This window comes from Streptomyces sp. NPDC059696 (genome assembly GCF_042733745.1).
GTDB lineage: Bacteria > Actinomycetota > Actinomycetes > Streptomycetales > Streptomycetaceae > Streptomyces.
In genome coordinates this window covers 72,915-96,073 of record NZ_JBHWFG010000009.1, presented here as the reverse complement: position 1 = coordinate 96,073, position 23,159 = coordinate 72,915, and the positions used below count along the sequence as shown (strand labels likewise).

General features: G+C 72.3%; 17 protein-coding genes. 10 read left to right on the top strand and 7 right to left on the bottom strand.

Annotated features, from left to right (window positions below; genetic code table 11):
* Window positions 1-42 precede the first annotated feature (42 nt).
* The 4 genes from ACFV20_RS12330 to ACFV20_RS12315 are packed head-to-tail and all read right to left on the bottom strand — an operon-like array spanning window position 43 to window position 5,703.
* Entirely contained in the window at window positions 43-1,203 is a 1,161-nt protein-coding gene (locus ACFV20_RS12330; protein WP_385655454.1) for an acyl-CoA dehydrogenase family protein, read from the bottom strand.
* Between the two features lie 5 nt (window positions 1,204-1,208).
* Window positions 1,209-2,159 (bottom strand): hydroxymethylglutaryl-CoA lyase, encoded by a 951-nt coding sequence (locus ACFV20_RS12325; protein WP_385655452.1) that lies wholly within the window; start codon window positions 2,157-2,159, stop codon window positions 1,209-1,211.
* A complete protein-coding gene (locus tag ACFV20_RS12320) occupies window positions 2,156-4,072 on the bottom strand; it encodes a biotin carboxylase N-terminal domain-containing protein (RefSeq protein ID WP_385655450.1) in 1,917 nt (638 codons plus the stop codon). The genes ACFV20_RS12325 and ACFV20_RS12320 overlap by 4 nt, the downstream gene beginning before the upstream one ends.
* Window positions 4,073-4,086: 14 nt before the next feature.
* Entirely contained in the window at window positions 4,087-5,703 is a 1,617-nt protein-coding gene (locus ACFV20_RS12315) for a carboxyl transferase domain-containing protein (protein ID WP_385655449.1), read from the bottom strand.
* Window positions 5,704-5,790: 87 nt separating this feature from the next.
* On the opposite strand from ACFV20_RS12315, the gene ACFV20_RS12310 reads away from it, so the two are divergent.
* From ACFV20_RS12310 to ACFV20_RS12295, 4 genes are all read left to right on the top strand, one after another.
* Entirely contained in the window at window positions 5,791-6,387 is a 597-nt protein-coding gene (locus tag ACFV20_RS12310; RefSeq protein ID WP_385655447.1) for a TetR/AcrR family transcriptional regulator, read from the top strand.
* Window positions 6,388-6,754: 367 nt separating this feature from the next.
* Complete coding sequence (locus ACFV20_RS12305) at window positions 6,755-7,912, top strand: acyl-CoA dehydrogenase family protein (protein ID WP_385655445.1); 1,158 nt, start codon at window positions 6,755-6,757, stop codon at window positions 7,910-7,912.
* Window positions 7,913-7,947: 35 nt separating this feature from the next.
* On the top strand, window positions 7,948-8,823 hold the full coding sequence (locus tag ACFV20_RS12300; protein WP_385655444.1) for an acyl-CoA thioesterase: 876 nt from the start codon (window positions 7,948-7,950) through the stop codon (window positions 8,821-8,823).
* A 181-nt stretch (window positions 8,824-9,004) separates the two neighbouring features.
* Window positions 9,005-9,409, top strand: coding sequence for a nuclear transport factor 2 family protein (locus ACFV20_RS12295; RefSeq protein WP_385655443.1), 405 nt, complete (start codon window positions 9,005-9,007; stop codon window positions 9,407-9,409).
* 144 nt (window positions 9,410-9,553) lie between these two features.
* On the opposite strand, the gene ACFV20_RS12290 is transcribed toward ACFV20_RS12295, so the two are convergent.
* Both ACFV20_RS12290 and ACFV20_RS12285 read right to left on the bottom strand, forming a co-directional pair.
* Window positions 9,554-10,342 carry a phosphatase gene (locus ACFV20_RS12290; RefSeq protein WP_385655441.1) on the bottom strand — a complete coding sequence of 263 codons (789 nt, stop codon included), beginning with the start codon at window positions 10,340-10,342 and terminating at the stop codon, window positions 9,554-9,556.
* 153 nt (window positions 10,343-10,495) lie between these two features.
* The gene (locus ACFV20_RS12285) at window positions 10,496-12,166 is read right to left on the bottom strand and encodes a helix-turn-helix domain-containing protein (protein ID WP_385655440.1); all 1,671 of its coding nucleotides are present in this window, start codon (window positions 12,164-12,166) and stop codon (window positions 10,496-10,498) included.
* Between the two features lie 121 nt (window positions 12,167-12,287).
* On the opposite strand from ACFV20_RS12285, the gene ACFV20_RS12280 reads away from it, so the two are divergent.
* From ACFV20_RS12280 to ACFV20_RS12270, 3 genes are read left to right on the top strand one after another with little or no spacing between them, the layout of a single operon-like run.
* The gene (locus ACFV20_RS12280) at window positions 12,288-13,745 is read left to right on the top strand and encodes a sodium:solute symporter (protein WP_385655438.1); all 1,458 of its coding nucleotides are present in this window, start codon (window positions 12,288-12,290) and stop codon (window positions 13,743-13,745) included.
* Between the two features lie 56 nt (window positions 13,746-13,801).
* Window positions 13,802-14,782 (top strand): agmatinase, encoded by a 981-nt coding sequence (speB, locus tag ACFV20_RS12275; protein WP_030838119.1) that lies wholly within the window; start codon window positions 13,802-13,804, stop codon window positions 14,780-14,782.
* Window positions 14,779-16,464 carry a thiamine pyrophosphate-binding protein gene (locus ACFV20_RS12270; protein WP_385655436.1) on the top strand — a complete coding sequence of 562 codons (1,686 nt, stop codon included), beginning with the start codon at window positions 14,779-14,781 and terminating at the stop codon, window positions 16,462-16,464. The genes speB and ACFV20_RS12270 overlap by 4 nt, the downstream gene beginning before the upstream one ends.
* 83 nt (window positions 16,465-16,547) lie before the next feature.
* Here the strand turns inward: ACFV20_RS12270 and ACFV20_RS12265 are convergent, their stop codons facing one another.
* Window positions 16,548-17,135 (bottom strand): hypothetical protein, encoded by a 588-nt coding sequence (locus ACFV20_RS12265; protein WP_385655434.1) that lies wholly within the window; start codon window positions 17,133-17,135, stop codon window positions 16,548-16,550.
* Between the two features lie 588 nt (window positions 17,136-17,723).
* Here ACFV20_RS12265 and ACFV20_RS12260 point away from each other — a divergent pair.
* The 3 genes from ACFV20_RS12260 (at window position 17,724) to ACFV20_RS12250 (ending at window position 23,064) form a co-directional block, all read left to right on the top strand.
* Window positions 17,724-18,575 (top strand): serine hydrolase, encoded by an 852-nt coding sequence (locus ACFV20_RS12260; protein ID WP_385655432.1) that lies wholly within the window; start codon window positions 17,724-17,726, stop codon window positions 18,573-18,575.
* Between the two features lie 268 nt (window positions 18,576-18,843).
* Entirely contained in the window at window positions 18,844-22,563 is a 3,720-nt protein-coding gene (locus ACFV20_RS12255) for an ABC transporter ATP-binding protein (protein WP_385655430.1), read from the top strand.
* Between the two features lie 108 nt (window positions 22,564-22,671).
* Window positions 22,672-23,064, top strand: a complete 393-nt coding sequence (locus ACFV20_RS12250) for a hypothetical protein (protein WP_385655429.1) — start codon at window positions 22,672-22,674, stop codon at window positions 23,062-23,064.
* The last annotated feature ends 95 nt before the right edge of the window (window positions 23,065-23,159 follow it).

The following is a 23,159-nucleotide window of genomic DNA, read 5'->3' as shown; positions in this document are numbered from 1 at the left end:
GGAATATTCCGGCGGGGCCGTTGTGTGGAGCAGGCTCTGCGCTCAGCTCACCAGTCCCAACTCGCGGGCGATCAGCATGCGCTGGACCTCGCTCGTGCCCTCGCCGATTTCGAGGATCTTGGAGTCTCGCCACATGCGGGCCACCGGGTACTCGTTCATGAAGCCGTAGCCGCCGTGGATCTGGGTGGCCTCGCGGGCGTTGTCGACGGCGACCGTGGAGGAGTGGAGCTTGGCCAGGGCCGCCTCCTTCTTGAAGGGGGCGCCGGTCACCAGGCGGGCCGCCGCGTCGCGCCAGGCCAGGCGGGCCGTGTGGGCCTTCATCTCCATGTCCGCGATCTTGAACTGGATGGCCTGGTTGGCGGCGATCGGCTTGCCGAAGGCGTGGCGTTCCTTCGCGTACTTGACCGACTCGTCCACGCAGCCCTGCGCCAGCCCCGTCGCCAGGGCCGCGATCGCGATCCTGCCCTCGTCGAGGATGCGCAGGAACTGGGCGTAGCCGCGGCCCTCCTCGCCCAGGAGGTTGGCCGCCGGGACGCGGACGTCGGTGAAGGACAGCTCGCGGGTGTCCGAGGCGTTCCAGCCGACCTTGGAGTAGGGGGCGGCGACCGTGAAGCCCGGGGTGCCGGAGGGGACGATGATCGAGGAGATCCGGGGCCTGCCGTCGGGCTTGCGGCCCGTGACCGCCGTGACCGTCACCAGGCCCGTGATGTCCGTGCCCGAGTTGGTGATGAAGCACTTCGTGCCGTTGATCACCCACTCGTTCGTCGACTCGTCCAGACGGGCCGTCGTGCGGGTCGCGCCCGCGTCGCTGCCGCCGTCGGGCTCCGTCAGGCCGAATGCGCCGAGGAGTTCGCCCGAGCAGAGGCGGGGGAGCCACTCCTGCTTCTGCGCCTCGGTGCCGTAGAGGTGGATCGGCATCGCGCCGAGGGAGACGCCGGCCTCCAGGGTGATGGCGATCGAGGAGTCGACCCGGGCCAGTTCCTCCAGGGCCACGCCGAGGGCCAGGTAGTCACCGCCCATGCCGCCGTACTCCTCCGGGAACGGCAGGCCGAACAGGCCCATGCGGCCCATCTCGCGGACGATCTCGTACGGGAACTCGTGCCGCTCGTAGAAGTCGCCGATCTTCGGCGCCACCACCTCGTGCGCGAACTCCTCGACCGTGCGGCGGAGTTCCTCCAGCTCGGGGGAGAGACGGTAGTCCATGGTGATCAGTGCTCCTCGGTGTCCTCGTGGGACAGGGCTCGGACGGTGCGGGACGGGCTGGGTCGGCCCAGGTGGGCGGCCATCCACGTGCTGGTGGCGACGAGGCGGCCGAGGTCGATTCCGGTGTCGATGCCGAGGCCCCGCAGCATCCACACGAGGTCTTCGGTGGCGAGGTTGCCCGTCGCCGACTTGGCGTAGGGGCAGCCGCCCAGGCCGCCCGCCGAGGCGTCGATCGTCGTGACGCCCTGCTGGAGCGCCGCGAGCGTGTTGGCGAGGGCCTGGCCGTAGGTGTCGTGGAAGTGGACCCCGAGGGCCGCGGGTGGGACGCCCGCCTCGTCCAGGGCCGCCAGGAGCGCGACCACATGGCCCGGGGTCGCCACGCCGATCGTGTCGCCCAGGCTCAGTTCGTCGCAGCCCATGTCCAGCAGGGCGCGGCAGACCTTCACCACCTGGGCGATCGGGACCGCGCCCTCCCACGGGTCGCCGAAGCACATGGAGAGGTAGCCGCGGACGTGGACCCCATCGGCCTTGGCGCGGGCCACCACCGGCTCGAACATCGCCAGGGACTCGTCCACCGTGCGGTTGAGGTTGGCCTTGGCGAAGGACTCCGTGGCGCTGGCGAAGACGGCCACCCGGCGGGCGCCCAGCGCCAGGGCGCGGTCCAGGCCCCGTTCGTTCGGGACGAGGACCGGCAGCGCGACGGGCAGGTCGGCGACCATCGGGAACAGCCGCTCCGCGTCCGCCAGTTGGGGGACCCACTTGGGGTGGACGAAGCTCGTCGCCTCGATGGTCGTCAGACCCGCGCCGGCCAGGCGGCGGACGAACTCCGCCTTGACCTCCGTGGGGACCGTCGCCTTCTCGTTCTGCAGGCCGTCCCGGGCGCCGACCTCGTGGATGCGGACACGGGTGGGGAGGTCCCTGCTCGGGACGGTCATGGGGAGCCCCGGGACTGTCATTCCGCCGCCTCCTCGTGCGGTGCGATGACCGCCAGCACCTGGTCCATGGCGACCGTGGTGCCGGGTGCCACGTCCAGTTCGGTGACCTTGCCGGCGTGCGGTGCGGAGATGACGTGCTCCATCTTCATCGCTTCCACCACCAGCAGGCTCTGACCGGCGCTCACCTCGTCGCCGGCCGCGACCTTCACCACCGTCACCGTGCCGGGCATGGGCGCGGTGAGGGAGTCCGCGCCCGCGTGCGCCGAACGCGTCAGGGACGCGGCCACCGGATCGTGGTCGCGGACGTGCCAGGCGTCGCCGTCGCGGCCGAGCCAGTCGGCGGCGCGGTGGAAGGTGTGCCGGACGCCGTCCAGGGTCACCGTGACCCGGTCGCCCGCGACCGTGGCCGTGCCGCGCGGGGTGTACTCCAGGGGCTCCTGCACCCGCAGGGAGAACGCCGCAGGCTTCGGCTCGCCGCCCAGACGCCAGCCGCTCGGGACCGAGAACGGGTCCGTCCAGCCGCCCGGCTCCGGCTTCAGGGCTTCGAGGCGTACGGCCGTGGCCGCCTCGTACACCTCCTCCGGTACGTCCGTGGGGACCAGCTCCTCGACCTCGCGCTCGACCAGGCCCGTGTCCATGTCGCCGGAGACCACCGCCGGGTGGGCGAGCAGACGGCGCAGGAACCCGGCGTTCGTCTGCACGCCGAGCGTGACCGTCTCCGCCAGGGCCGCGCGGAGCTTGCGCAGGGCCGTCGCGCGGTCGGGGCCGTACGCGATGACCTTGGAGAGCATCGGGTCGTAGAGGCTGCCGACCTCCGTGCCCTCGGTGAGGCCCGAGTCGGTGCGGACGCCGTCGCCCTGCGGCTCGCGCAGCCGCAGGATCGTGCCGCCCGAGGGGAGGAAGCCCCGGGCCGGGTCCTCGGCGCAGATACGGGCCTCCACGGCGTGACCGGTCAGCCGTACGTCCTGCTGCGTGAAGCCGAGGGGCTCGCCCGCGGCGACCCGCAGCTGCCACTCGACCAGGTCCAGGCCCGTGATCAGCTCGGTGACCGGGTGCTCCACCTGGAGGCGGGTGTTCATCTCCATGAAGTAGTACGACGACGGGTCGCTGCCGTTGACGATGAACTCCACCGTGCCCGCGCCCCGGTAGCCGCAGGAGCGGGCCGCCTGGACCGCGGCCTCGCCCATCGCGGCGCGGGTCTCCTCGTCGAGGAGCACGCTCGGCGCCTCCTCGATGATCTTCTGGTGGCGGCGCTGCAGGGAGCACTCGCGCTCGCCCAGGTGGACCACGTTGCCGTGGCCGTCCGCCAGGACCTGGATCTCGATGTGGCGGGGCCGGTCGATCCAGCGCTCCACCAGGAGCGTGTCGTCGCCGAACGAGGCGCGGGCCTCGCGGCGGGCCGACGCGATCTCGTCCTCCAGCCGGGTCAGGTCCCGCACCAGGCGCATGCCCTTGCCGCCGCCGCCCGCGCTGGGCTTGAGCAGCACGGGCGCGCCCAGCGCGCGGGCCGCCTCCGCCAGATCCGGGTCGCGTCCGCCGGGCACCACCGGCACCCCGGCCTCCTGGACCGTCTCCTTGGCGCGGATCTTGTCGCCCATCAGGGCGATCGCGTCCGCCGGAGGACCGATGAAGACCAGGCCCGCGTCGGCGCAGGCGCGCGCGAAGGCCGCGTTCTCCGCGAGGAAGCCGTAGCCCGGGTGGACGGCCTGCGCGCCCGTACGGGCCGCGGCCTCCAGCAGGCGCTCCACCGACAGGTAGCTCTCGGAGGCGGGAGGCGGGCCGATGCGGACCGCCGTGTCCGCCTCGCGGACGTGCCGGGCGTCGGCGTCCGCGTCGGAGAAGACGGCCACCGAGCGCACGCCCATCGACCGCAGCGTCCGGATCACCCGTACGGCGATCTCGCCGCGGTTGGCCACCAGTACTGTCTCGAACATCGTCGTCCGTCCCCTCACATCCGGAAGACGCCGAACTGGGGGTCACCCAGGGGCGCGTTGGCGCACGCGGTCAGGGCCAGGCCCAGCACCTGACGGGTGTCCAGCGGGTCGATCACACCGTCGTCCCAGAGGCGGGCCGACGCGTAGTAGGCGTTGCCCTGGCGCTCGTACTGGGCGCGGATCGGGGCCTTGAAGGCGTCCTCGTCCTCGGCCGGCCAGGACTCGCCGCGGGCCTCCAGCTGGTCGCGCTTGACGGTCGCGAGGACCGAGGCGGCCTGCTCGCCGCCCATGACCGAGATCTTGGCGTTCGGCCACATCCACAGGAAGCGGGGGGAGTACGCCCTGCCGCACATGGAGTAGTTGCCCGCGCCGTACGAGCCGCCGACCACGACCGTGAGCTTCGGGACGCGCGTGCAGGCGACGGCCGTGACCATCTTGGCGCCGTGCTTGGCGATACCGCCCGCCTCGTAGTCCTTGCCGACCATGAAGCCCGAGATGTTCTGCAGGAAGACGAGGGGGATGCCGCGCTGGTCGCACAGCTCGATGAAGTGCGCCCCCTTCTGCGCCGACTCGGAGAACAGGATGCCGTTGTTGGCGACGATGCCCACCGGGTGGCCGTGGATCCGGGCGAAGCCGGTGACCAGGGTCTGGCCGAACTCGGACTTGAACTCGGCGAAACGCGAGCCGTCGACGACCCGGGCGATGATCTCGCGCACGTCGTAGGGGGTGCGGGAGTCGACCGGGACCGCGCCGTAGAGGCCGTGCGGGTCGACCTTCGGTTCCGTCGCCTCCGTGACCTCCCAGGGGAGCGGGCCGCGGGTGGGGAGGGTCGAGACGATGGTGCGGACGATGCGCAGGGCGTGCGCGTCGTTCTCCGCGAGGTGGTCCGTGACGCCCGAGACGCGGGAGTGGACCTCGCCGCCGCCGAGCTCCTCCGCCGTGACGACCTCGCCGGTGGCCGCCTTCACCAGGGGCGGGCCGCCCAGGAAGATCGTGCCCTGGTTGCGGACGATCACCGCCTCGTCGCTCATCGCCGGGACGTACGCCCCGCCGGCCGTGCACGAACCGAGGACGGCGGCGATCTGGGGGATGCCGGCGCCGGACATGCGGGCCTGGTTGTAGAAGATCCGGCCGAAGTGGTCCCGGTCCGGGAAGACCTCGTCCTGCATGGGGAGGAAGGCCCCGCCGGAGTCCACCAGGTAGACGCAGGGGAGGCGGTTGTCGAGGGCGACCTCCTGGGCGCGGAGGTGCTTCTTGACCGTCATCGGGTAATACGTGCCGCCCTTGACCGTGGCGTCGTTGGCGATGACCACCGTCTCGCGGCCGCTGACCCGGCCGATGCCGGCGATGACGCCGGCGGCCGGGGCCTGCCCGTCGTACATCCCGTCGGCCGCGAGCGGGGCCAGCTCCAGGAACGGCGAGCCCGGGTCGAGGAGGGTGTCGACGCGGTCGCGGGGGAGCAGCTTGCCGCGCGCGGTGTGGCGGGCGCGGGCCTTCTCGCCGCCGCCCTGTGCGGCGGCGGCGAGCTTGGTGCGCAGCTCCTCGACGAGGGCGTGGTGCGCCTCCTCGTTGGCCCGAAAGGCCTCCGACGCGGGGTCTGCCGCGCTCGTGAGCTCCGGTGCCTCGTGCATCCTGCGGGTCCCCTCACCTTGTTAATGAGCGTTAACGCATTTCCTTCAGGTTAACGACCGCTAACCTCGCTGTCTAGAATTGATTTCATGGCCACGAGAACCGACGCCCCCACCCGCCGTGAGCAGATCCTCAAGGAGGCCGCGCGGCTGTTCGCCGAGCGGGGCTTCCACGGGGTCGGAGTCGACGAGATAGGCGCAGCGGTCGGGATCAGCGGGCCCGGGCTGTACCGGCACTTCGCGGGCAAGGACGCGATGCTCGCGGAGCTGCTGGTGGGGATCAGCGGGCAGTTGCTGACGGGGGCGAAGCGGAGGGTGGCGGAGGCGGACGGGGGCGGGGCGGAGCTGGTGCTGGACTCGCTGATCGAGGGGCACATCGACTTCGCGCTCGACGATCGGCCTCTGATCACCCTGCACGACCGGGAGCTGGATCGCCTCCGGGACAGTGACCGGAAGATGGTGCGGCAGCTGCAGCGGCAGTACGTGGAGCTGTGGGTCGGGGTGGTGCGGGAGGTGTACCCGGGGTTGGGGGAGGCCGCGGCTCGGTCCGCCGTGCACTCGGTGTTCGGGTTGCTGAACTCGACTCCGCATCTGGGGAGGGCGGGGGCGTTGCCCGGGCGGGGGGCTGTGGCGGAGTTGCTGCACAGGATGGCCCGGGGGGCGTTTGCGGCGGCGGCGTCCGACTAGGGCCGGTCTTTGCCCACCCGCCCGCCCGTGACTGTTGGGCAAGAGGCCCTGGTCGCCCTGGGGCTCCGCCCCAGACCCCGGCGGGGCTTCGCCCCCTGCACCCCCTTCGGCTCCCCCCTGCACCCCTTCGCCCCCCCCTGCACCCCCCTTCGGCTCCCCCTCTGCACCCCCTTCGGCTCCCCCTCTGCACCCCCTTCGGCTCCCCCCTCTGCACCCCCTTCGGTGTCCCCTCTGCACCCCCTCGGACTTCGCCCTCCCCCGCGGCGTGACGAGCGTCTCCCCGCCCCCACCCTGGACGGTCGTTGATACCCGCCGGTATCTTGGGCTGAGCAAGCGCTTAGACATGTGGAGTCCTGGAGGTGGCGGCGTGCGCCGTACGGTGTTCAACGAGGATCACGAGGCGTTCCGGGAGACCCTTCGCGCCTTCATCGAGGCCGAGGTCGTGCCCGTGTACGACGAGTGGTTCGCGGCGGGCCAGGCGCCCCGCGACTTCTACTACAAGCTCGGTGAGCTGGGCATCTTCGGCATCAACGTGCCCGAGGAGTTCGGCGGCGCGGGTCTGGAGAGCCACAAGTTCGAGGCCGTGCTGTACGAGGAGACCGCTCGTGCGGGCGTCACGTTCGGCGGCTCCGGCGTGCACGTGCTGCTCGCCCTGCCCTACATCAAGATGCTCGCCACCGACGAGCAGAAGAAGCGGTTCCTGCCGAAGTTCGTCTCCGGCGAGGAGATGTGGGCCATCGCGATGACGGAGCCGGGCACCGGTTCCGACCTCGCGGGCATGAAGTCCACCGCCAAGCTGAGCGAGGACGGCACCCACTACGTCCTCAACGGCGCCAAGACCTTCATCACCGGCGGCGTCCACGCCGACCGCATGATCGTCTGCGCCCGCACCGCCGCCCCCACCGCCGAGGACCGCCGCCACGGCATCTCCCTCTTCGCCGTCGACACCAAGTCCGAGGGCTACTCCGTCGGCCGCAAGCTCGACAAGCTCGGCCTGAAGACCTCCGACACCGCCGAGCTGGCGTTCGTCGACGTCAAGGTGCCCGTCGAGGACCTGCTCGGCGAGGAGAACAAGGGCTTCTACTACCTCGGCCACAACCTGGCCTCCGAGCGCTGGGGCATCGCCTTCGGTGCCTACGCCCAGGCCAAGGCCGCCGTCCGGTTCGCCAAGCAGTACGTCCAGGACCGCACCGTCTTCGGCAAGACGGTCGCGTCCTTCCAGAACACCAAGTTCGAGCTGGCCGCCTGCCAGGCCGAGGTGGACGCCGCCGAGGCCGTCGCCGACCGCGCCACCGAGGCGCTCGACGCCGGCGAGCTGACCCCCGCCGAGGCCGCCTCCGCGAAGCTGTTCTGCACCGAGGTCGCCCACCGCGTCATCGACCGCTGCCTCCAGCTGCACGGCGGTTACGGCTTCATGAACGAGTACCCCATCGCCCGTCTGTACGCGGACAACCGCGTCAACCGCATCTACGGCGGCACGAGCGAGATCATGAAGTCGATCATCGCCAAGAACATGGGCCTGTAAGGTCCCCGAAACCACTGGCCTATACAACTGACTCCATGAGCCAGGCACTCCAGGATCTCCTCGATCTGCTCGACCTCGAGCCGATCGAGGAGAACATCTTCCGCGGCCAGTCCCGGTCCGCCGTGGTCCCCCGGGTCTTCGGCGGCCAGGTCGCGGCCCAGGCGCTGGTCGCCGCCGGTCGTACCGTCCCGGCGGACCGGCCGCCCCACTCGCTCCACGCGTACTTCCTGCGCATGGGCGACCCCGGCGCGCCCATCGTCTACGACGTCGAACGCATCCGCGACGGCCGCTCCTTCACCACCCGGCGGGTGGTCGCGGTCCAGCACGGCCGGCCGATCTTCTCGCTGTCCGCGTCCTTCCAGGAGCACGAGGAGGGCATGGACCACCAGGCGCCCATGCCGCCCGCCCCGGACCCGGCGGCGCTGCCCACCTCGCAGGAGCGGTTCCGCGGCTACGACCACCTCGACCCCAGGGTCGTCGAGCACTTCCTCGCCGCCCGTGAGGCCATCGACCTGCGCTACGTCGAGGAACCGCCCTACGGGCGGTACGGCGAGCCGCGCGAGCCGCACTCCCAGGTGTGGTTCCGCACCAACGGCAAGCTCGACGGGCCCGTCGACAGCGCCCTGCTGCACATCGTCCTCGCCACCTACGTCTCCGACATGACGCTGCTCGACTCCGTGCTGCTCGCCCACGGGCGCGGTGGCTGGGCCGTCGGGGACGTCGTGGGGGCCTCGCTGGACCACGCGATGTGGTTCCACCGGCCGTTCCGGGCCGACGAGTGGCTGCTGTACGACCAGGAATCCCCGTCGGCGTCCGGCGGCCGCGGCCTCGGCCAGGCCCGCATCTACACGCAGGACGGCCGGCTCGCCGTGTCGGTCATCCAGGAGGGCGTCGTGCGCGTCCCCCGCTAGCTCCTGCCGTGAGCCGTGGCGCGTTCCCCGCAGACCCGCACGCGGGAACGCGTCACGGCCGGCCGGCGTCCCCCCCGCCATTCACATTCCTGCCATGCAGGTTCCTGCAGCAGGAACTGCATCGAGCCCCTCTCCCTCTCTCTCCCCCTCGCCCGCGGCCCTGTGCGAGAGCATGATCCGCATGGACCGATTCGACATCATCGACACCTGCACCCGTATGGCCTGGTACGCCGACGCACGGGAGTGGGACGCGCTGGCCGGGGTGTTCGCCGACCAGGTGACGCTGGACTACACGAGCCTCGACGGAGGCGAGCCCGTCACTCTCGCTCCCGCTCAGATCGTGGAGGGCTGGCGGGCCGGGCTCGGCGTGTACACCGCCACACAGCACCTGATCACCAACCATCTGGTCACCGTCGACGGCGACACCGCCGTGTGCACGGCCGCGTTCCAGGCCTCGCACCGCAGGACCGACGGCGGGCTCTGGGTCCTGCACGGCACCTACCGCTTCGACCTGGCCCGCACCGGCGCCGGCTGGCGGATCACGGGCGTGGTGATGACCGCCCGCTGGAGCGACGGCGAGCGATGAGCGCGCTGCGCCGGCTGCCGCAGCCGCGCGAGGGGGACGTCGTACGCGACTCCTTCGGCTCGGTCCCGGTCGCCTGGCGCGGACTCCCCCTGGGGGCCGCCCTCGGCCGCCCGGCCCGCCCTCCGCCGTCGGGTCGTCCGGCGGTCAGTCCAGTCCGGCCGCCGCCAGCAGGTACGCCGTCATCGGGTCGTAGTGGCGGGGGCTGACCACGTGGTCGTCGAGGGGCACCGTCACCTGCACGGTGCCCTCGGCCTCGGCGATGAAGAGGGCCGGGTCGTTGCAGTCGGCGTAGCCGACGGAGTCCACGCCGTGCTGTCCGGCGTAGCCGGCCCAGCCGTGGTCGGCGACGACCAGGTCGGGCAGCGGGCGGCCCTCGCGCTCCAGGCCCTTGAGGATCGCCTTCATCGGTTCGCCCGAGTGGGTGTGCCACAGCGTCGCGCCGTGCTCCAGCACCGCCACGTCCGCGAACTGCATGACGTAGCCCTCCTCGGTCGTCAGCCCGTCGGGGATGACGACGATCTCGCAGCCGGCGGCGCGCAGTGCGGACGCGGTGGCGCGGTGCACGTCGAGGAGGCCGCCGGGGTGGCCGGTGGCGAAGAGGACGCGCTGCCGCCCCTCCGCGGCCTTGCGCAGCCGCCCGGCCATCCGCTCCAGGCCGTCGACGGTCAGCTCCGGGTCGATGGTGTCCTGGCCGTACCGGTACTCGGGGTCGTCGTTCACACCGACCCGCTCCGCCATCACCGCGAGGACGTCCTGCTCGTCGCTCCACCGGTCGCCGAGTTCCAGCCCGAGCCAGTAGTGGCGGTCGCTGTTCGCCAGCTTGCGGTAGTGGGAGAGGTTGTTCTCGCGCGGGGTGGCGACGTCGCCCGCGATGCGCGTCCTGACGAGGTGTTCGACGAGTTCGGCGCGGCTGGGTGTCCCGGATATCGGCATGCCCTCCATTGTGAGGCAGCCGGCCGGGGGCGTCCCTGGCGTATCGAGCGCTGGGACGTGCGTCACGTACTCAGCGGGACTCCGCTCACCTACTCAGAGCTCACCCGCTCAGAGCTCACCCGCCCAGAGCTCACCCGCTCAGAGCTCACCCGCTCAGACGTGCCGCAGGGCGAACCAGAGTTCCATCCGGACGTCCGGGTCGTCGAGGTCCGCCTCCAGCAGGGTCGCGCAGCGGGCGACGCGCTGCCGCACGGTGTTGCGGTGCACCGACAGGGCGACGGCCGTGCGGTCCCAACTGCCGTGCAGGGACAGCCAGGTGCGCAGGGTCTCGGTGAGCGCGGGATGGGCCGTGACGGGGGCGAGGAGGGCGCGGGCGTGGGCCTCCGCCTCCCCGGGCGGCAGCAGGCCGCCGAGGGCCGGGCGCGCGCTGTGCCGGTGCAGCGGGGAGCGGGTGGCGCGGGCCCGGGCCAGGGCGCGGGCGGCCTGGGTGTCGGCGACGGGCCAGTCGTGCGGGGCGACCGCGGCGCTGACGCCCAGGGTCCAGCCGGGCAGCGGGGCCGGTGCGCGGCCGGCCGGGACCAGGGCGCGGACGACGTCGCCCGCCGGGTCGACCAGGGCGGACCCGAGCGCGGCGCCCAGCGCGGAGGCCGCGACGGGATCGGGGGTGCCGTCCCCGTCCGGCCGGGCGTGCACCACGGTCCACGGTCCCTCGCCGAGCAGCGCGGCGACCTCCTCGGGCGGCGCTCCCAGCAGCAGCCGCACCAGGGCGGAGGACCGGGCGGCTCCGGTGCCGCTCTGCTGCTCGCCGGTGAGCAGCGACAGCAGTACGGCCGCGACGGAGACGACGGTGTGGTCGCCGGAGGCCCGCTGCGGGGCGGCGGCGCCGAGCACGAAGCCGTGTCCGGCGCCCAGGCTGTGGGCGACGAGGCGGGCGCCGGCGGCGGAGTCGGCGGCGGAGGCCGGAGCGGGGCGCTCGGCCGGGCCGTCGGCCGGGCGTACGACCTGCGCCAGCCGTGCCAGCGCCGCACGCACCTCGTCCCCGGGCTCCCGGCCCGCGCCCGCGATCTCCGCGCCCTCGGGCCCGTACAGCACCGCCCACCCGCCCAGCCGCTGCGCCAGCTGCCGCAGCACCGCAGGGACCGGGTCGGGGCGGGACGCGGCGGCGGCGAGGCCCTGCTGGGCCTCGGTCACACGGCGCAGTTCGGCCAGGCGGGCCTGGGCCATGAGCTGCCAGACCGCGCGGGCCACCCCCGAGAACGTGGTGCGGCGCGGTACCTCCAGCAGCGGCAGCCCGTGCGCCGCGCAGGCCGCGATCAGGCCGTCGGGCACCGTGTCGTGCACCGGCGCCACCCCGAAGCCCAGGGCCGCGCCGCCCGCCGCGACGATCCGCGAGACGTAGCCGTCGAAGTACACGGAACCCGGGCTCGGCGTGCGCGCGGTGTCCGGGCCCACCACCTCCGCGCCCGCCGTGTCCGAGCCCGCCGTGTCCGGGCCCGCCGTGTTCGAGCCCGCCGTGTCCGGGCCCGCCGTGTCCGGGCCCGCCGTGTTCGAGCCCGCCGTGTCCGGGCCCGCCGTCTCCGCGCCCACCGTCTCCGCGCCCACCGTCTCCGCGCCCACCGTCTCCGGGATGTGCACACCCGCCGAGAGCAGCAGCTCCCCGCCCAGGAGGTACGGATACGGGTCCGCCATCTCGGAGGTGTGCACCCAGTGGACGACGACGTCCTCGGCGGGCGGCCCCGCGATCTGCCGCAGCGCCAGGTCCTCACGGGCCAGCAGCGCCGTCAGCGGTACGGGCGGGGTGGGTGGGACCGGCGGCTCCGGCATGATGTGCGTTCCCTCCATCCGTACCGGCTCCGATGGATGAAACGTACACTTCGCAGTCGCTTTCCGGCCACCTAAGGTCAGTCCACGTCACCCGCCGGCGACACCGAGCGAAGGAGGCCCCGTGGCCGTCGACTACATCGTCATCGTCGTGTATCTGGCCGGCATGCTGGCCATGGGCTGGTGGGGCATGCGCCGCGCCCGCTCCAAGAGCGAGTTCCTCGTGGCCGGCCGCCGCCTCGGCCCGTCCCTGTACTCCGGCACCATGGCCGCGATCGTCCTGGGCGGCGCCTCCACCATCGGCGGTGTCGGACTGGGCTACCAGTACGGCCTGTCCGGCGCCTGGATGGTGTTCACCATCGGCCTCGGGCTGCTCGCCCTGTCCGTCTTCTTCTCCGCCCGCATCGCCCGGCTGAAGGTCTACACCGTCTCCGAGATGCTCGACCTGCGCTACGGCGGTGGCCGTGCCGGGATCATCTCCGGTGTCGTCATGTGGGCGTACACGCTGATGCTGGCCGTGACCTCGACCATCGCCTACGCCACGATCTTCGACGTCCTGTTCGACATGCCCCGCACGGTCGCGATCGTCCTCGGCGGCTCGATCGTCGTCGCGTACTCCACCCTCGGCGGCATGTGGTCGATCACCCTGACCGACATGGTGCAGTTCGTCGTGAAGACCATTGGCGTGCTGCTCCTGCTGCTGCCCATCGCCGTCGTGAAGGCGGGCGGGTTCGCCGAGATGAAGGCGCAGCTGCCCACCGAGTACTTCGACCCGCTGGGCATCGGCGGTGAGACGATCTTCACCTACGTGCTGATCTACACCTTCGGCATGCTCATCGGGCAGGACATCTGGCAGCGCGTCTTCACCGCGCGCAGCGACCGGACCGCCAAGTGGGGCGGGACCGTCGCGGGCACCTACTGCCTCGCCTACGCCCTCGCGGGCGCCGTCATCGGCACGGCGGCGAAGGTGCTGTACCCGAAGCTGGGCAGCCCGGACGACGCCTTCGCGACCATCGTGAAGGACGAGCTGCCCGTCGGAGTGCGCGGACTCGTGCTGGCCGCGGCCCTCGCCGCCGTGATGTCGACGTCGTCCGGCGCGCTGATCGCCTGCGCCACCGTCGCCAACAACGACATCTGGTCCCGGCTGCGGGGGAACTCCCCGGCAGGGGAACGCGACGAGGTGAAGGGCAACCGGGCCTTCATCCTGCTCATGGGCCTCGCGGTGATCGTCACGGCCATCGCCATCGACAACGTCGTGGAGGCCCTGACCGTGGCCTACAACCTCCTCGTCGGCGGGCTGCTGGTGCCCATCCTCGGCGGCCTGGTGTGGAAGCGCGGGACGGTGTACGGGGCTCTCGCCTCCGTGGTGGTCGGCGGGCTGGCGGTCGTCGTGCTGATGGCGACGTACGGCATCCTCGCCAACGAGCCGGTCTACTACGGCCTGCTGGCCTCGCTCGCCGCGTACGTGATCGTCTCCCTGGCGACCCCGGCCACCGACGCGGCCGTCCTCGCGGCCTGGCGCGAACGCCTCGCCGGGCCATCACCCGAACTCGCGTCCGAACCGGTCCCGGCCGCCCAGTAGAGTCGTAGAGCAAGCAGTACATACGCGATGAAGCGTAGGAAAGAAGGCATTTCTTCATGAGCAGCAACGAGACTCCGCGCGGGCCCGTCGACTCCTCCCGCGTCCCGCGGTACGCCGGTCCCGCGACCTTCGCCCGGCTGCCCCGGCTGGACGAGGTCGGCCGCGCCGATGTCGCCGTCGTGGGCGTGCCGTTCGACTCCGGCGTCTCGTACCGGCCGGGCGCCCGCTTCGGCGGCAACGCCATCCGTGAGGCGTCCCGGCTGCTGCGCCCCTACAACCCGGCGCAGGACGCCTCCCCCTTCGCCCTCGCCCAGGTCGCGGACGGCGGCGACATCGCCGTGAACCCGTTCAACATCAACGAGGCCGTGGAGACCGTCGAGGCCGCCGCCGACGACCTGCTCGGCACCGGCGCCCGTCTGATGACCCTCGGCGGCGACCACACCATCGCGCTGCCCCTGCTGCGCTCGGTCGCGAAGAAGCACGGCCCGGTCGCCCTGCTGCACTTCGACGCCCACCTCGACACCTGGGACACCTACTTCGGCGCCGAGTACACGCACGGCACGCCGTTCCGCCGCGCGGTCGAGGAGGGCATCCTCGACACCTCCGCCCTGTCCCACGTCGGCACCCGCGGCCCGCTCTACGGCAAGCAGGACCTGACCGACGACGAGAAGATGGGCTTCGGCATCGTCACGTCGGCCGACGTCTACCGGCGTGGCGCCGACGAGGTCGCCGACCAGCTCCGCCAGCGCATCGGCGACCGGCCGCTGTACATCTCCATCGACATCGACTGCCTCGACCCGGCCCACGCCCCCGGCACCGGCACCCCCGAGGCCGGCGGCATGACCTCGCGCGAACTGCTGGAGATCCTGCGCGGCCTGGCATCCTGCAACCTGGTGTCGGCCGACGTCGTCGAGGTGGCCCCCGCGTACGACCACGCGGAGATCACGTCGGTGGCCGCGTCCCACACCGCCTACGAACTGACCACGATCATGTCGCGCCAGATCGCCGCGGCCCGGAAGGACTCGGAAGCGAAGTGACTCACGACCACGACCTGGTGCTCCGCCCCACGCCCGCCCAGACGGAGGCCGCCCTCAATCCTCCTCCCGGCCGCAACGGCGGAGACCTGGTCGTGGAGACGCTGGCCGGGCTCGGCGCGACGACCGTCTTCGGGCTGCCCGGCCAGCACGCCCTCGGCATGTTCGACGCGCTGCGCCGTTCCGGCCTGCGCTACATCGGCCTGCGGGTGGAGAACAACGCCGGGTTCGCGGCGGACGCCTACGGCCGGATCACCGGTGAGGCCGCGCCGCTGCTGCTGTCCACCGGGCCGGGCGCGCTGACGTCCCTCGCCGCGCTCCAGGAGGCGGCCGCCGCGTCCGCGCCCGTGCTGGCGATCAGCAGCCAGGTCCCGACGGCCGGCCTCGGCGGCGGACGCCACGGCTACCTGCACGAACTCCCGGACCAGGCCGCCTCGTTCCGGGGCGTGGTGAAGTCCGTCCACACCGTCCGCACCCCGTCGCAGATCCCCTCCGCGATCGAGGCGGCCTGGAGGTCGGCGCTGACCGCCCCGCACGGCCCGGTGTGGGTGGAGATCCCGCAGGACGTGCTGCTCGCCGAGACGGCGATCCCGGTCGTCACCGGCGGCGACGCCTTCCCCGAGGAGCTGCCGCCGCGCCCCGAACTGACCGCCGTCGCCGCCGACCTGCTGTCTCGTGCCGCCCGTCCGGCGATCATCGCGGGCGGGGGAGTGGTACGGGCCGACGCCTCGGGCAAGCTGAGGCAGCTGGCCGAGATGATCCAGGCCCCGGTCGTCACCACCCCGGGCGGCAAGGGCGCGTTCCCCTGGGAGCACCCGCTGTCGCTCCAGTCGTGGATCGAGGACCGCCACACCACGGACTTCCTGGAGGACGCCGACGTACTCCTGGTGGTGGGCTCGGGTCTGGGCGAACTGTCCTCCAACTACCACACGTTCAAGCCGCGCGGCCGGGTCGTCCAGATCGAGGCGGACCTCGGCAAACTGGAGTCCAACCACCCCGCCCTCGGCATCCACGCGGACGCCCGCCTCGCGTTGCAGGCGCTGCTGGAGACGGTGTCCGAACGACAGGACGCGGAGGCCCCGGAGCGCGTCCGGGAGGTGCTCGCGAAGGTCGGCGAGCGCATCGCCGCCCAGGAACTCACCCTGGAACAGGACGCCCTGGCGTCGGTCCGCAGCGCGCTGCCCGCCGGCTCGCCGTCCTTCTGGGACATGACGATCCTCGCGTACTGGGCCTGGTCGGCCTTCGACGCCAAGGGTCCCAACCACATGCATTCCGCGCAGGGCGCCGGCGGCCTCGGCTACGCCTTCCCCGCGGCACTCGGCGCGGCGGCGGCCGACCCGACCCGCCCGGTCCTCGCCGTCTCCGGCGACGGCGGCGCCCTGTACTCGATCGCCGAACTGGCCACGGCCCGCCAGTACGACCTCGACGTCACGTGGCTGATCGTCGACGACGGCGGCTACGGCATCCTGCGCGAGTACATGAACGACGCGTTCGGTGAGGCGACCGCGACGGAACTGACCCGGCCGGACTACGTGGCCCTCGCGGAGTCCTTCGGCGTCCCCGGGGTGCGGACGACCCCGGAGACCCTGGAGCAGGACCTCGCCAAGGCGCTGGGGACGCCCGGGCCCTCGGTGGTCCTGCTCCCGGCCGTGCTGCGGATGTTCGCGCCGACGCACCTGGGCTGAGCGCGGCCGCGACGCGGCAGTCGGTGCGCTGTCGACCGCAGGTATCCCGGCGGGTAAGGCCGCGGCAAGCGTTCCGGCAGGGGTCAGTGGAACCAGAAGAGCAGCGTGTCACGGTTCGTTCCGGCTCGCCGCGCGCTCTCCCCCTCCCGGGCCTCGGCGTGCAGGGCGTCGGCCAACCGGCGTGCCGGGCCGCGGAATTCGGGATCCAGCCGGTCGAGCACCCGCGCGTAGACGTCGGTCAGCTCGGGGGCCCGGCCGGCAGGCAGTGTGCCGATCGCGGGCACCGCGTCGCCGGGGTGGGGCAGCCGCAGTGGCGGGCCGCTGAACAGGAACGTGCCCGGCAGCAGGTCGGACGGCACGCCGTGCCGGGCCAGTTCGTCGTCCATGGCACGGAACCATGAGGGACGGCGCCACGCGCCGAGGTCCGTGGGGTCGCAGAAGTGTGCCGCGACGGCTTGATAGAAGGCGTAACTGTACGCGGGACAGGGGTCGATGCTCGGAGTGCCGTCGATCAGCTCGTCCAGGGCCCGGCTGATGGAGACGTCGAGGTCGATGCCCTGCTCCCGGAAGCGGGCGTCGGTCCGCTCGCACTCCGTACGCACCCGGGCGAGCGTGCGCTCCTGCTGCTCGGTCCGCTCCACCGCCGTGAGCAGCCGCACCACCGTTCTCATGTCGCCGGTGCACATCTCCAGGCAGTGGCCCACCGCTGCGTTTCCCTTCACCCGTTCGCCGGACACCCGTGTCCATGATCGGGGACACCTGAACGGCCCCGGGCCGAGAGCGCGAGGCCGTTCGTATGTGCGGGATTGTGGGGGGGGGGGCGACGACCGAAGCGCCCTGCGAACCCCGCACCGTCCACAGCCACTTGGCGCCGTCCCGCCGTCCCGCCGTCCCGCCGTCCCGCCGTCCCGCCGTCCCGCCGTGCCGCCGCCTCCCGCCGTGCCGCCGCCTCCCGCCGTCCCGCCGTCCCGCCGTCCCGCCGCCTCCCGCCGTGCCGCCGCCTCCCGCCGTCCCGCCGCCTCACGCCGAGGACCGCCGTCCCGCCTTCCCGTCGCCTCCCGCCGGGGACTGCCGTCCCGCCGCCTCCCGCCGGGGCCCGCCGCCCCGCGTCCGGCCGGGCGTCTGCCCACCCCGTGGGCGGGAGGCCGATGTGTCGAATTCGGGCGCCGCCTGTGAAGGCGGGCGGCGTCCGGTAACGACTCGTACAAGGCTTCGTGGCCCGTGCAACCTTTCGCCGGGGCCCGCGAGTCATGGGGTGCATGACTTCTGGGATATCCCGCCGCGCGAGAGTGCTGGCGGCGGCCGTGGGCACGGGCGTTCTCGTGCCGCTCGTCGTCGCTGCCACGCCCGCTTCCGCCGCACCGCCGGCCGTGAGCTGCACGTCGGCCAGGGCCGGGCTCGCCGCCAAGCTGACGAAGGACATCACCGCCGCGCTGGCCACCCGCAAGGGCACGGTCGCCGTCGGCCTCTACGACCGCAGCACCGACACCACCTGCACTCTGCGCGCGAGTTCCGCCTACGACTCGGCCAGCGTCGTCAAGGTCACCGTCCTCGCCGCGCTGCTGTGGGACGCGAAGAAGACGAACCGGTACCTCACCGACCGCGAGAACACCCTCGCCAAGGCGATGATCACCAAGTCGGACAACGCGGCGACCTCCACCCTGTGGAAGCAGCTCGGCATGACGAAGATCAAGGGCTTCCTCGCGGCCGCCGGCATGACGCAGACCAAGCCCGGTGCGGACGGCTACTGGGGCCTGACCCAGATCACCGTCACCGACGAGCAGAAGCTGCTGAAGCTCCTCACCGCCAGGAACGCGGTCCTGAGCGACAACTCCCGGTCCTACATCATCAAGCTGATGAGCCAGGTCGTCTCGTCCCAGCGCTGGGGCACTCCGTACGGTGTGCCCTCGGGCGTCACCGTGGCCGTCAAGAACGGCTGGCTGCAGCGCTCCTCCAACGGGTGGCGGGTGCACAGCGTCGGCGCGTTCAAGGGCGGCGGCCACGACTACGTGATGACCGTGCTCAGCCACGGCAACAGCACGATGAACTACGGCATCGCCACCATCCAGGCCGTGGCCAAGGTCATCCACAAGGACCTGGCGGCGAGCTGACCGGGCCTAGCCGAGGAGGTCCAGGAACCTCCTGACGATGGCGAGGATGGTGTAGAGCGCGGGGGGAAGCATGTTTTCCATAACCGGGCAAACGGTCGCAAGCCGGTACACGTACCGGTCCTCATGATCCGCTCACCGGAACGGCCGATCTTTCCCCTCGCCCCCCATCCCCGCTCGAACGTCAATCGAAAATGTTACGGCGGGATGAAAACGCCCTCCGAGTGTGTTGGTGCCTTCCGGCAGAGCAGGACGACGGGAAGGCACCGGGGTGACACCGAAACGGGGATGGGCACGACGACTGTGGGCCTATGCGTGGCGCCACCCGAAGGACGTCGTACTCGCCCTCGGCTCCTCACTGGCCGGCATGGCCGTCATGGCCCTCGTCCCGCTGGTCACCAAGGTGATCATCGACGACGTCATCAGCGACCACACCAAGGACATGACCACCTGGGCCGGCCTGCTGATCGCCGCCGCCCTGGTCGTCTACGTCCTCACCTACATCCGCCGCTACTACGGCGGCCGTCTCGCCCTCGACGTCCAGCACGACCTGCGCACGGAGATGTACGGCACGATCACCCGGCTCGACGGCCGCCGCCAGGACGAGCTGTCCACCGGCCAGGTCGTCGGCCGCGCCACCAGCGACCTCCAGCTGATCCAGGGCCTGCTCTTCATGCTCCCGATGACCATCGGGAACTTCATGCTCTTCCTGATCTCCCTGGCGATCATGGCCTGGCTGTCCGTGCCGCTCACCCTGGTCGCCCTGGCCGTCGCCCCCGCCCTGTGGTGGATCGCCAAGCGCAGCCGCACCCGGCTGCACCCCTCCACCTGGTACGCCCAGGCCCAGGCCGCCGCCGTCGCGGGCGTGGTCGACGGTGCCGTCAGCGGCGTACGCGTGGTGAAGGGCTTCGGCCAGGAGGAACAGGAGACCGGCAAGCTCCGCGAGGTCGGCCGCCGGCTGTTCGCGGGCCGGCTGCGCACCATCCGCCTGAACTCGGTCTACACCCCCGCCCTCCAGGCCGTCCCCGCGCTCGGCCAGGTCGCGATGCTGGCCCTCGGCGGCTGGCTGGCGGTGCGCGGGCACATCACGCTCGGCACGTTCGTCGCCTTCTCCACCTACCTCGCCCAGCTGGTCGGCCCGGTCCGCATGCTCGCGGTGGTGCTCACCGTCGGCCAGCAGGCCCGGGCCGGCACCGAACGCGTCCTGGAGCTGATCGACACCGAGCCGTCGATCGAGGACGGCACCAAGGACCTGCCCGCCGACGCCCCGGCGACGGTCGAGTTCGACGACGTCTCCTTCGGCTACGACGCCGACCACCCGGACCTCGACGGGCTGAGCTTCGAGATCCGCCCGGGCGAGACCCTCGCCGTCGTCGGCTCCTCCGGCTCCGGCAAGTCCACCGTCTCCCTGCTGCTGCCGCGCTTCTACGACGTCAGCCGCGGAGCCGTCCTGGTCGGCGGCCACGACGTGCGCGAGCTGTCCCTGGAGTCCCTGCGGGCGGCGATCGGCCTGGTCCCGGAGGACTCGTTCCTCTTCTCCGACACGGTCCGCAACAACATCGCCTACGGCCGCCCGGACGCCACTCGGGAGGAGATCGAGAAGGCCGCCCGCGCCGCCCAGGCGGACCGTTTCATCACCGAGCTGCCCGACGGCTACGACACCACCGTCGGCGAGCACGGCCTCACCCTCTCCGGCGGTCAGCGTCAGCGCGTCGCCCTCGCCCGCGCCATCCTCAGCGACCCGCGCCTGCTGGTCCTCGACGACGCCACCTCCGCCGTGGACGCGCGGGTCGAGCACGAGATCCACGAGGCCCTCAAGGGCGTCATGCGGGGCCGCACCACCCTGCTGATCGCCCACCGCCGCTCCACCCTGAACCTCGCCGACCGCATCGCCGTGCTGGACGGCGGCCGCCTCGCCGACCTCGGCACCCACGAGGAGCTCCAGGAGCGGTCCGCCCTCTACCGGCGCCTGCTCACCGACCCCGACGAGCTGGGCGCGGTCTCCCCGGGCCACACCCAGCCGGCCTGCCCGCAGGAGGACACCTCCGTGCGGGACGAGCTGGACGCCGAGTTCGACGCCGAGCGCGGGGTCACCCCGCGGCTGTGGACCGGGGACCGGGAGCGCAAGGACACCGCCCTCGCGGAGAGCCCCGCCACCCCCGAGCTGCTCGCCCAGGTCGAGGCGCTGCCCCCGGCCACCGACGTCCCGGACGTCGACGAGGCGAAGGCCGTCCAGCCGGAGGACTCCTACGGCCTGCGCCGGCTGCTGCGCGGTTTCGGGCTGCCGCTGCTGGTCAGCCTCGCCCTGGTCGCCACCGACGCGGGCATGGGCCTGCTGCTGCCGGTGCTGATCCGGCACGGCATCGACTCGGGCGTCACCGAGGCCGCGCTCGGCGCCGTGTGGGCGGCGGCCCTGCTGGGGCTGCTGACGGTGGCCGTGCAGTGGGCGGCCCAGATCGGCGAGACCCGGATGACCGGCCGTACCGGCGAGCGGGTGCTGTACTCGCTGCGGCTGAAGATCTTCTCCCAGTTGCAGCGCCTCGGGCTGGACTACTACGAGCGCGAGCTCACCGGCCGGATCATGACCCGGATGACGACCGACGTCGACGCGCTGTCGACGTTCCTGCAGACCGGCCTGGTCACGGCCTTCGTCTCGGTCGTCACCTTCTTCGGGATCATGGTCGCGCTGCTGGTCATCGACGTGCAGCTCGCGCTGGTCGTCTTCGCGACCCTGCCACCGCTGATCATCGCCACGTTCTTCTTCCGCCGGGCGAGCGTGAAGGCGTACGAGCTGGCCCGCGAACGCGTGTCGGTCGTCAACGCCGACCTCCAGGAGTCGGTCTCCGGGCTGCGGATCGTGCAGGCCTTCCGGCGCGAGGGTGACGGAGGGCGGCGGTTCACCGAGCGCAGCCACAGCTACCGGCAGGCCCGCATCCGGGGCCAGTGGCTGATCTCGGTGTACTTCCCGTTCGTGCAGTTCCTGTCGTCCGTGGCCGCGGCCGCCGTACTGATCGTGGGCGGGGCCCGGGTCGACGACGGGACCCTCGCCATCGGCTCGCTGGTGGCGTACCTGCTGTACATCGACCTGTTCTTCGCGCCCGTGCAGCAGCTCTCCCAGGTCTTCGACGGCTACCAGCAGGCGACCGTCTCGCTGGGCCGCATCCAGGAACTGCTGCGGGAGCCGACGTCGACGAAGTCCGCCGCCGAACCCGTCCGGGTCACCTCCCTGCGCGGCGAGATCGCCTTCGAGGACGTGCACTTCGCCTATGGCGACGACGAGGAGGCCCTGGTCGGGGTCGACCTGCGCGTCCCCGCCGGGCAGACGGTCGCGTTCGTCGGCGAGACCGGCGCGGGCAAGTCGACCCTCGTCAAGCTCGTGGCCCGCTTCTACGACCCCACCGGCGGCCGGGTCACCGTCGACGGCACTGATCTGCGGGCCCTGGACCTCACCTCGTACCGCCACCGTCTGGGAGTCGTCCCCCAGGAGGCGTACCTCTTCCAGGGCACCGTCCGCGACGCCATCGCCTACGGCCGTCCCGACGCCACCGACGCCGAGGTCGAGGCGGCGGCCCGGGCGGTCGGCGCGCACGACATGATCGCCACCCTGGAGGGCGGCTACCTCCACGAGGTCGCCGAGCGCGGCCGCAATCTGTCCGCCGGGCAGCGCCAGCTCATCGCGCTGGCCCGCGCCGAGCTGGTCGACCCGGACGTGCTGCTGCTCGACGAGGCCACGGCCGCCCTGGACCTGGCCACGGAGGCCCAGGTCAACCAGGCCACCGACCGCCTCGCAGGCCGCCGCACCACCCTCGTCGTGGCGCACCGCCTCACCACCGCCGCCCGCGCCGACCGGGTCGTCGTCATGGACCACGGCCGGGTCGTCGAGGACGGTACCCACGACGAACTGCTCGCGCGCGGGGGACGGTACGCCGAGCTGTGGCGGACGTTCATCGGCGCCGCCGAGCCGGAGGAGCCGGTCGGCGTGTCCCGCTGACAGCGGTGAGCGCGTTTTCATAACGCTCGTGCAACCGTCCGACATACGTCTTGCGTCCGTACAGGCGTACGCCGATGGTCGCGGACGACGCGGTACGGGAGGACGACAGTGCACAGTGGAGCGATACGCCGGCGGCTCGCGCTCGGGCTGGCCGTGCTGACCGCCTCCGGGCTGCTCGCCGTCGTGGCACCGGGCGACGCCCAGGCCGCGACCTCCGCGCTCTGCCCCGGCCGCAAGGTCCGCAGCCTGCCGTTCTCCACCGGGACCGTGCTCGTCTACAAGCGCGGCGGCTACGTCTGCGCCGTCACCCTCCCCAAGCGGCGCGGCGCCCCGCGCACGATGTCGGTGAGCGTGCAGGCGCGCGGCAACCGGCCGGTCGTCGACGCGGGCACGTACGCCCACCACGCGGGCCCGGTGACCGTGCACGCCGGGCGCCGCTGCGTCTGGCTCAAGGGCCGTGTCGGCCGGGGGAAGTTCAGCTCCGGCTGGATCCTGTGCTGACCCCGGGCGCCCGGTGACACGCCCCCCGCGCGCACAGGGTTTTCCCTATGTCCCCTGGTGCTCCGGTGAGTTGGTCCGCTAGCTTCCGGCGCACA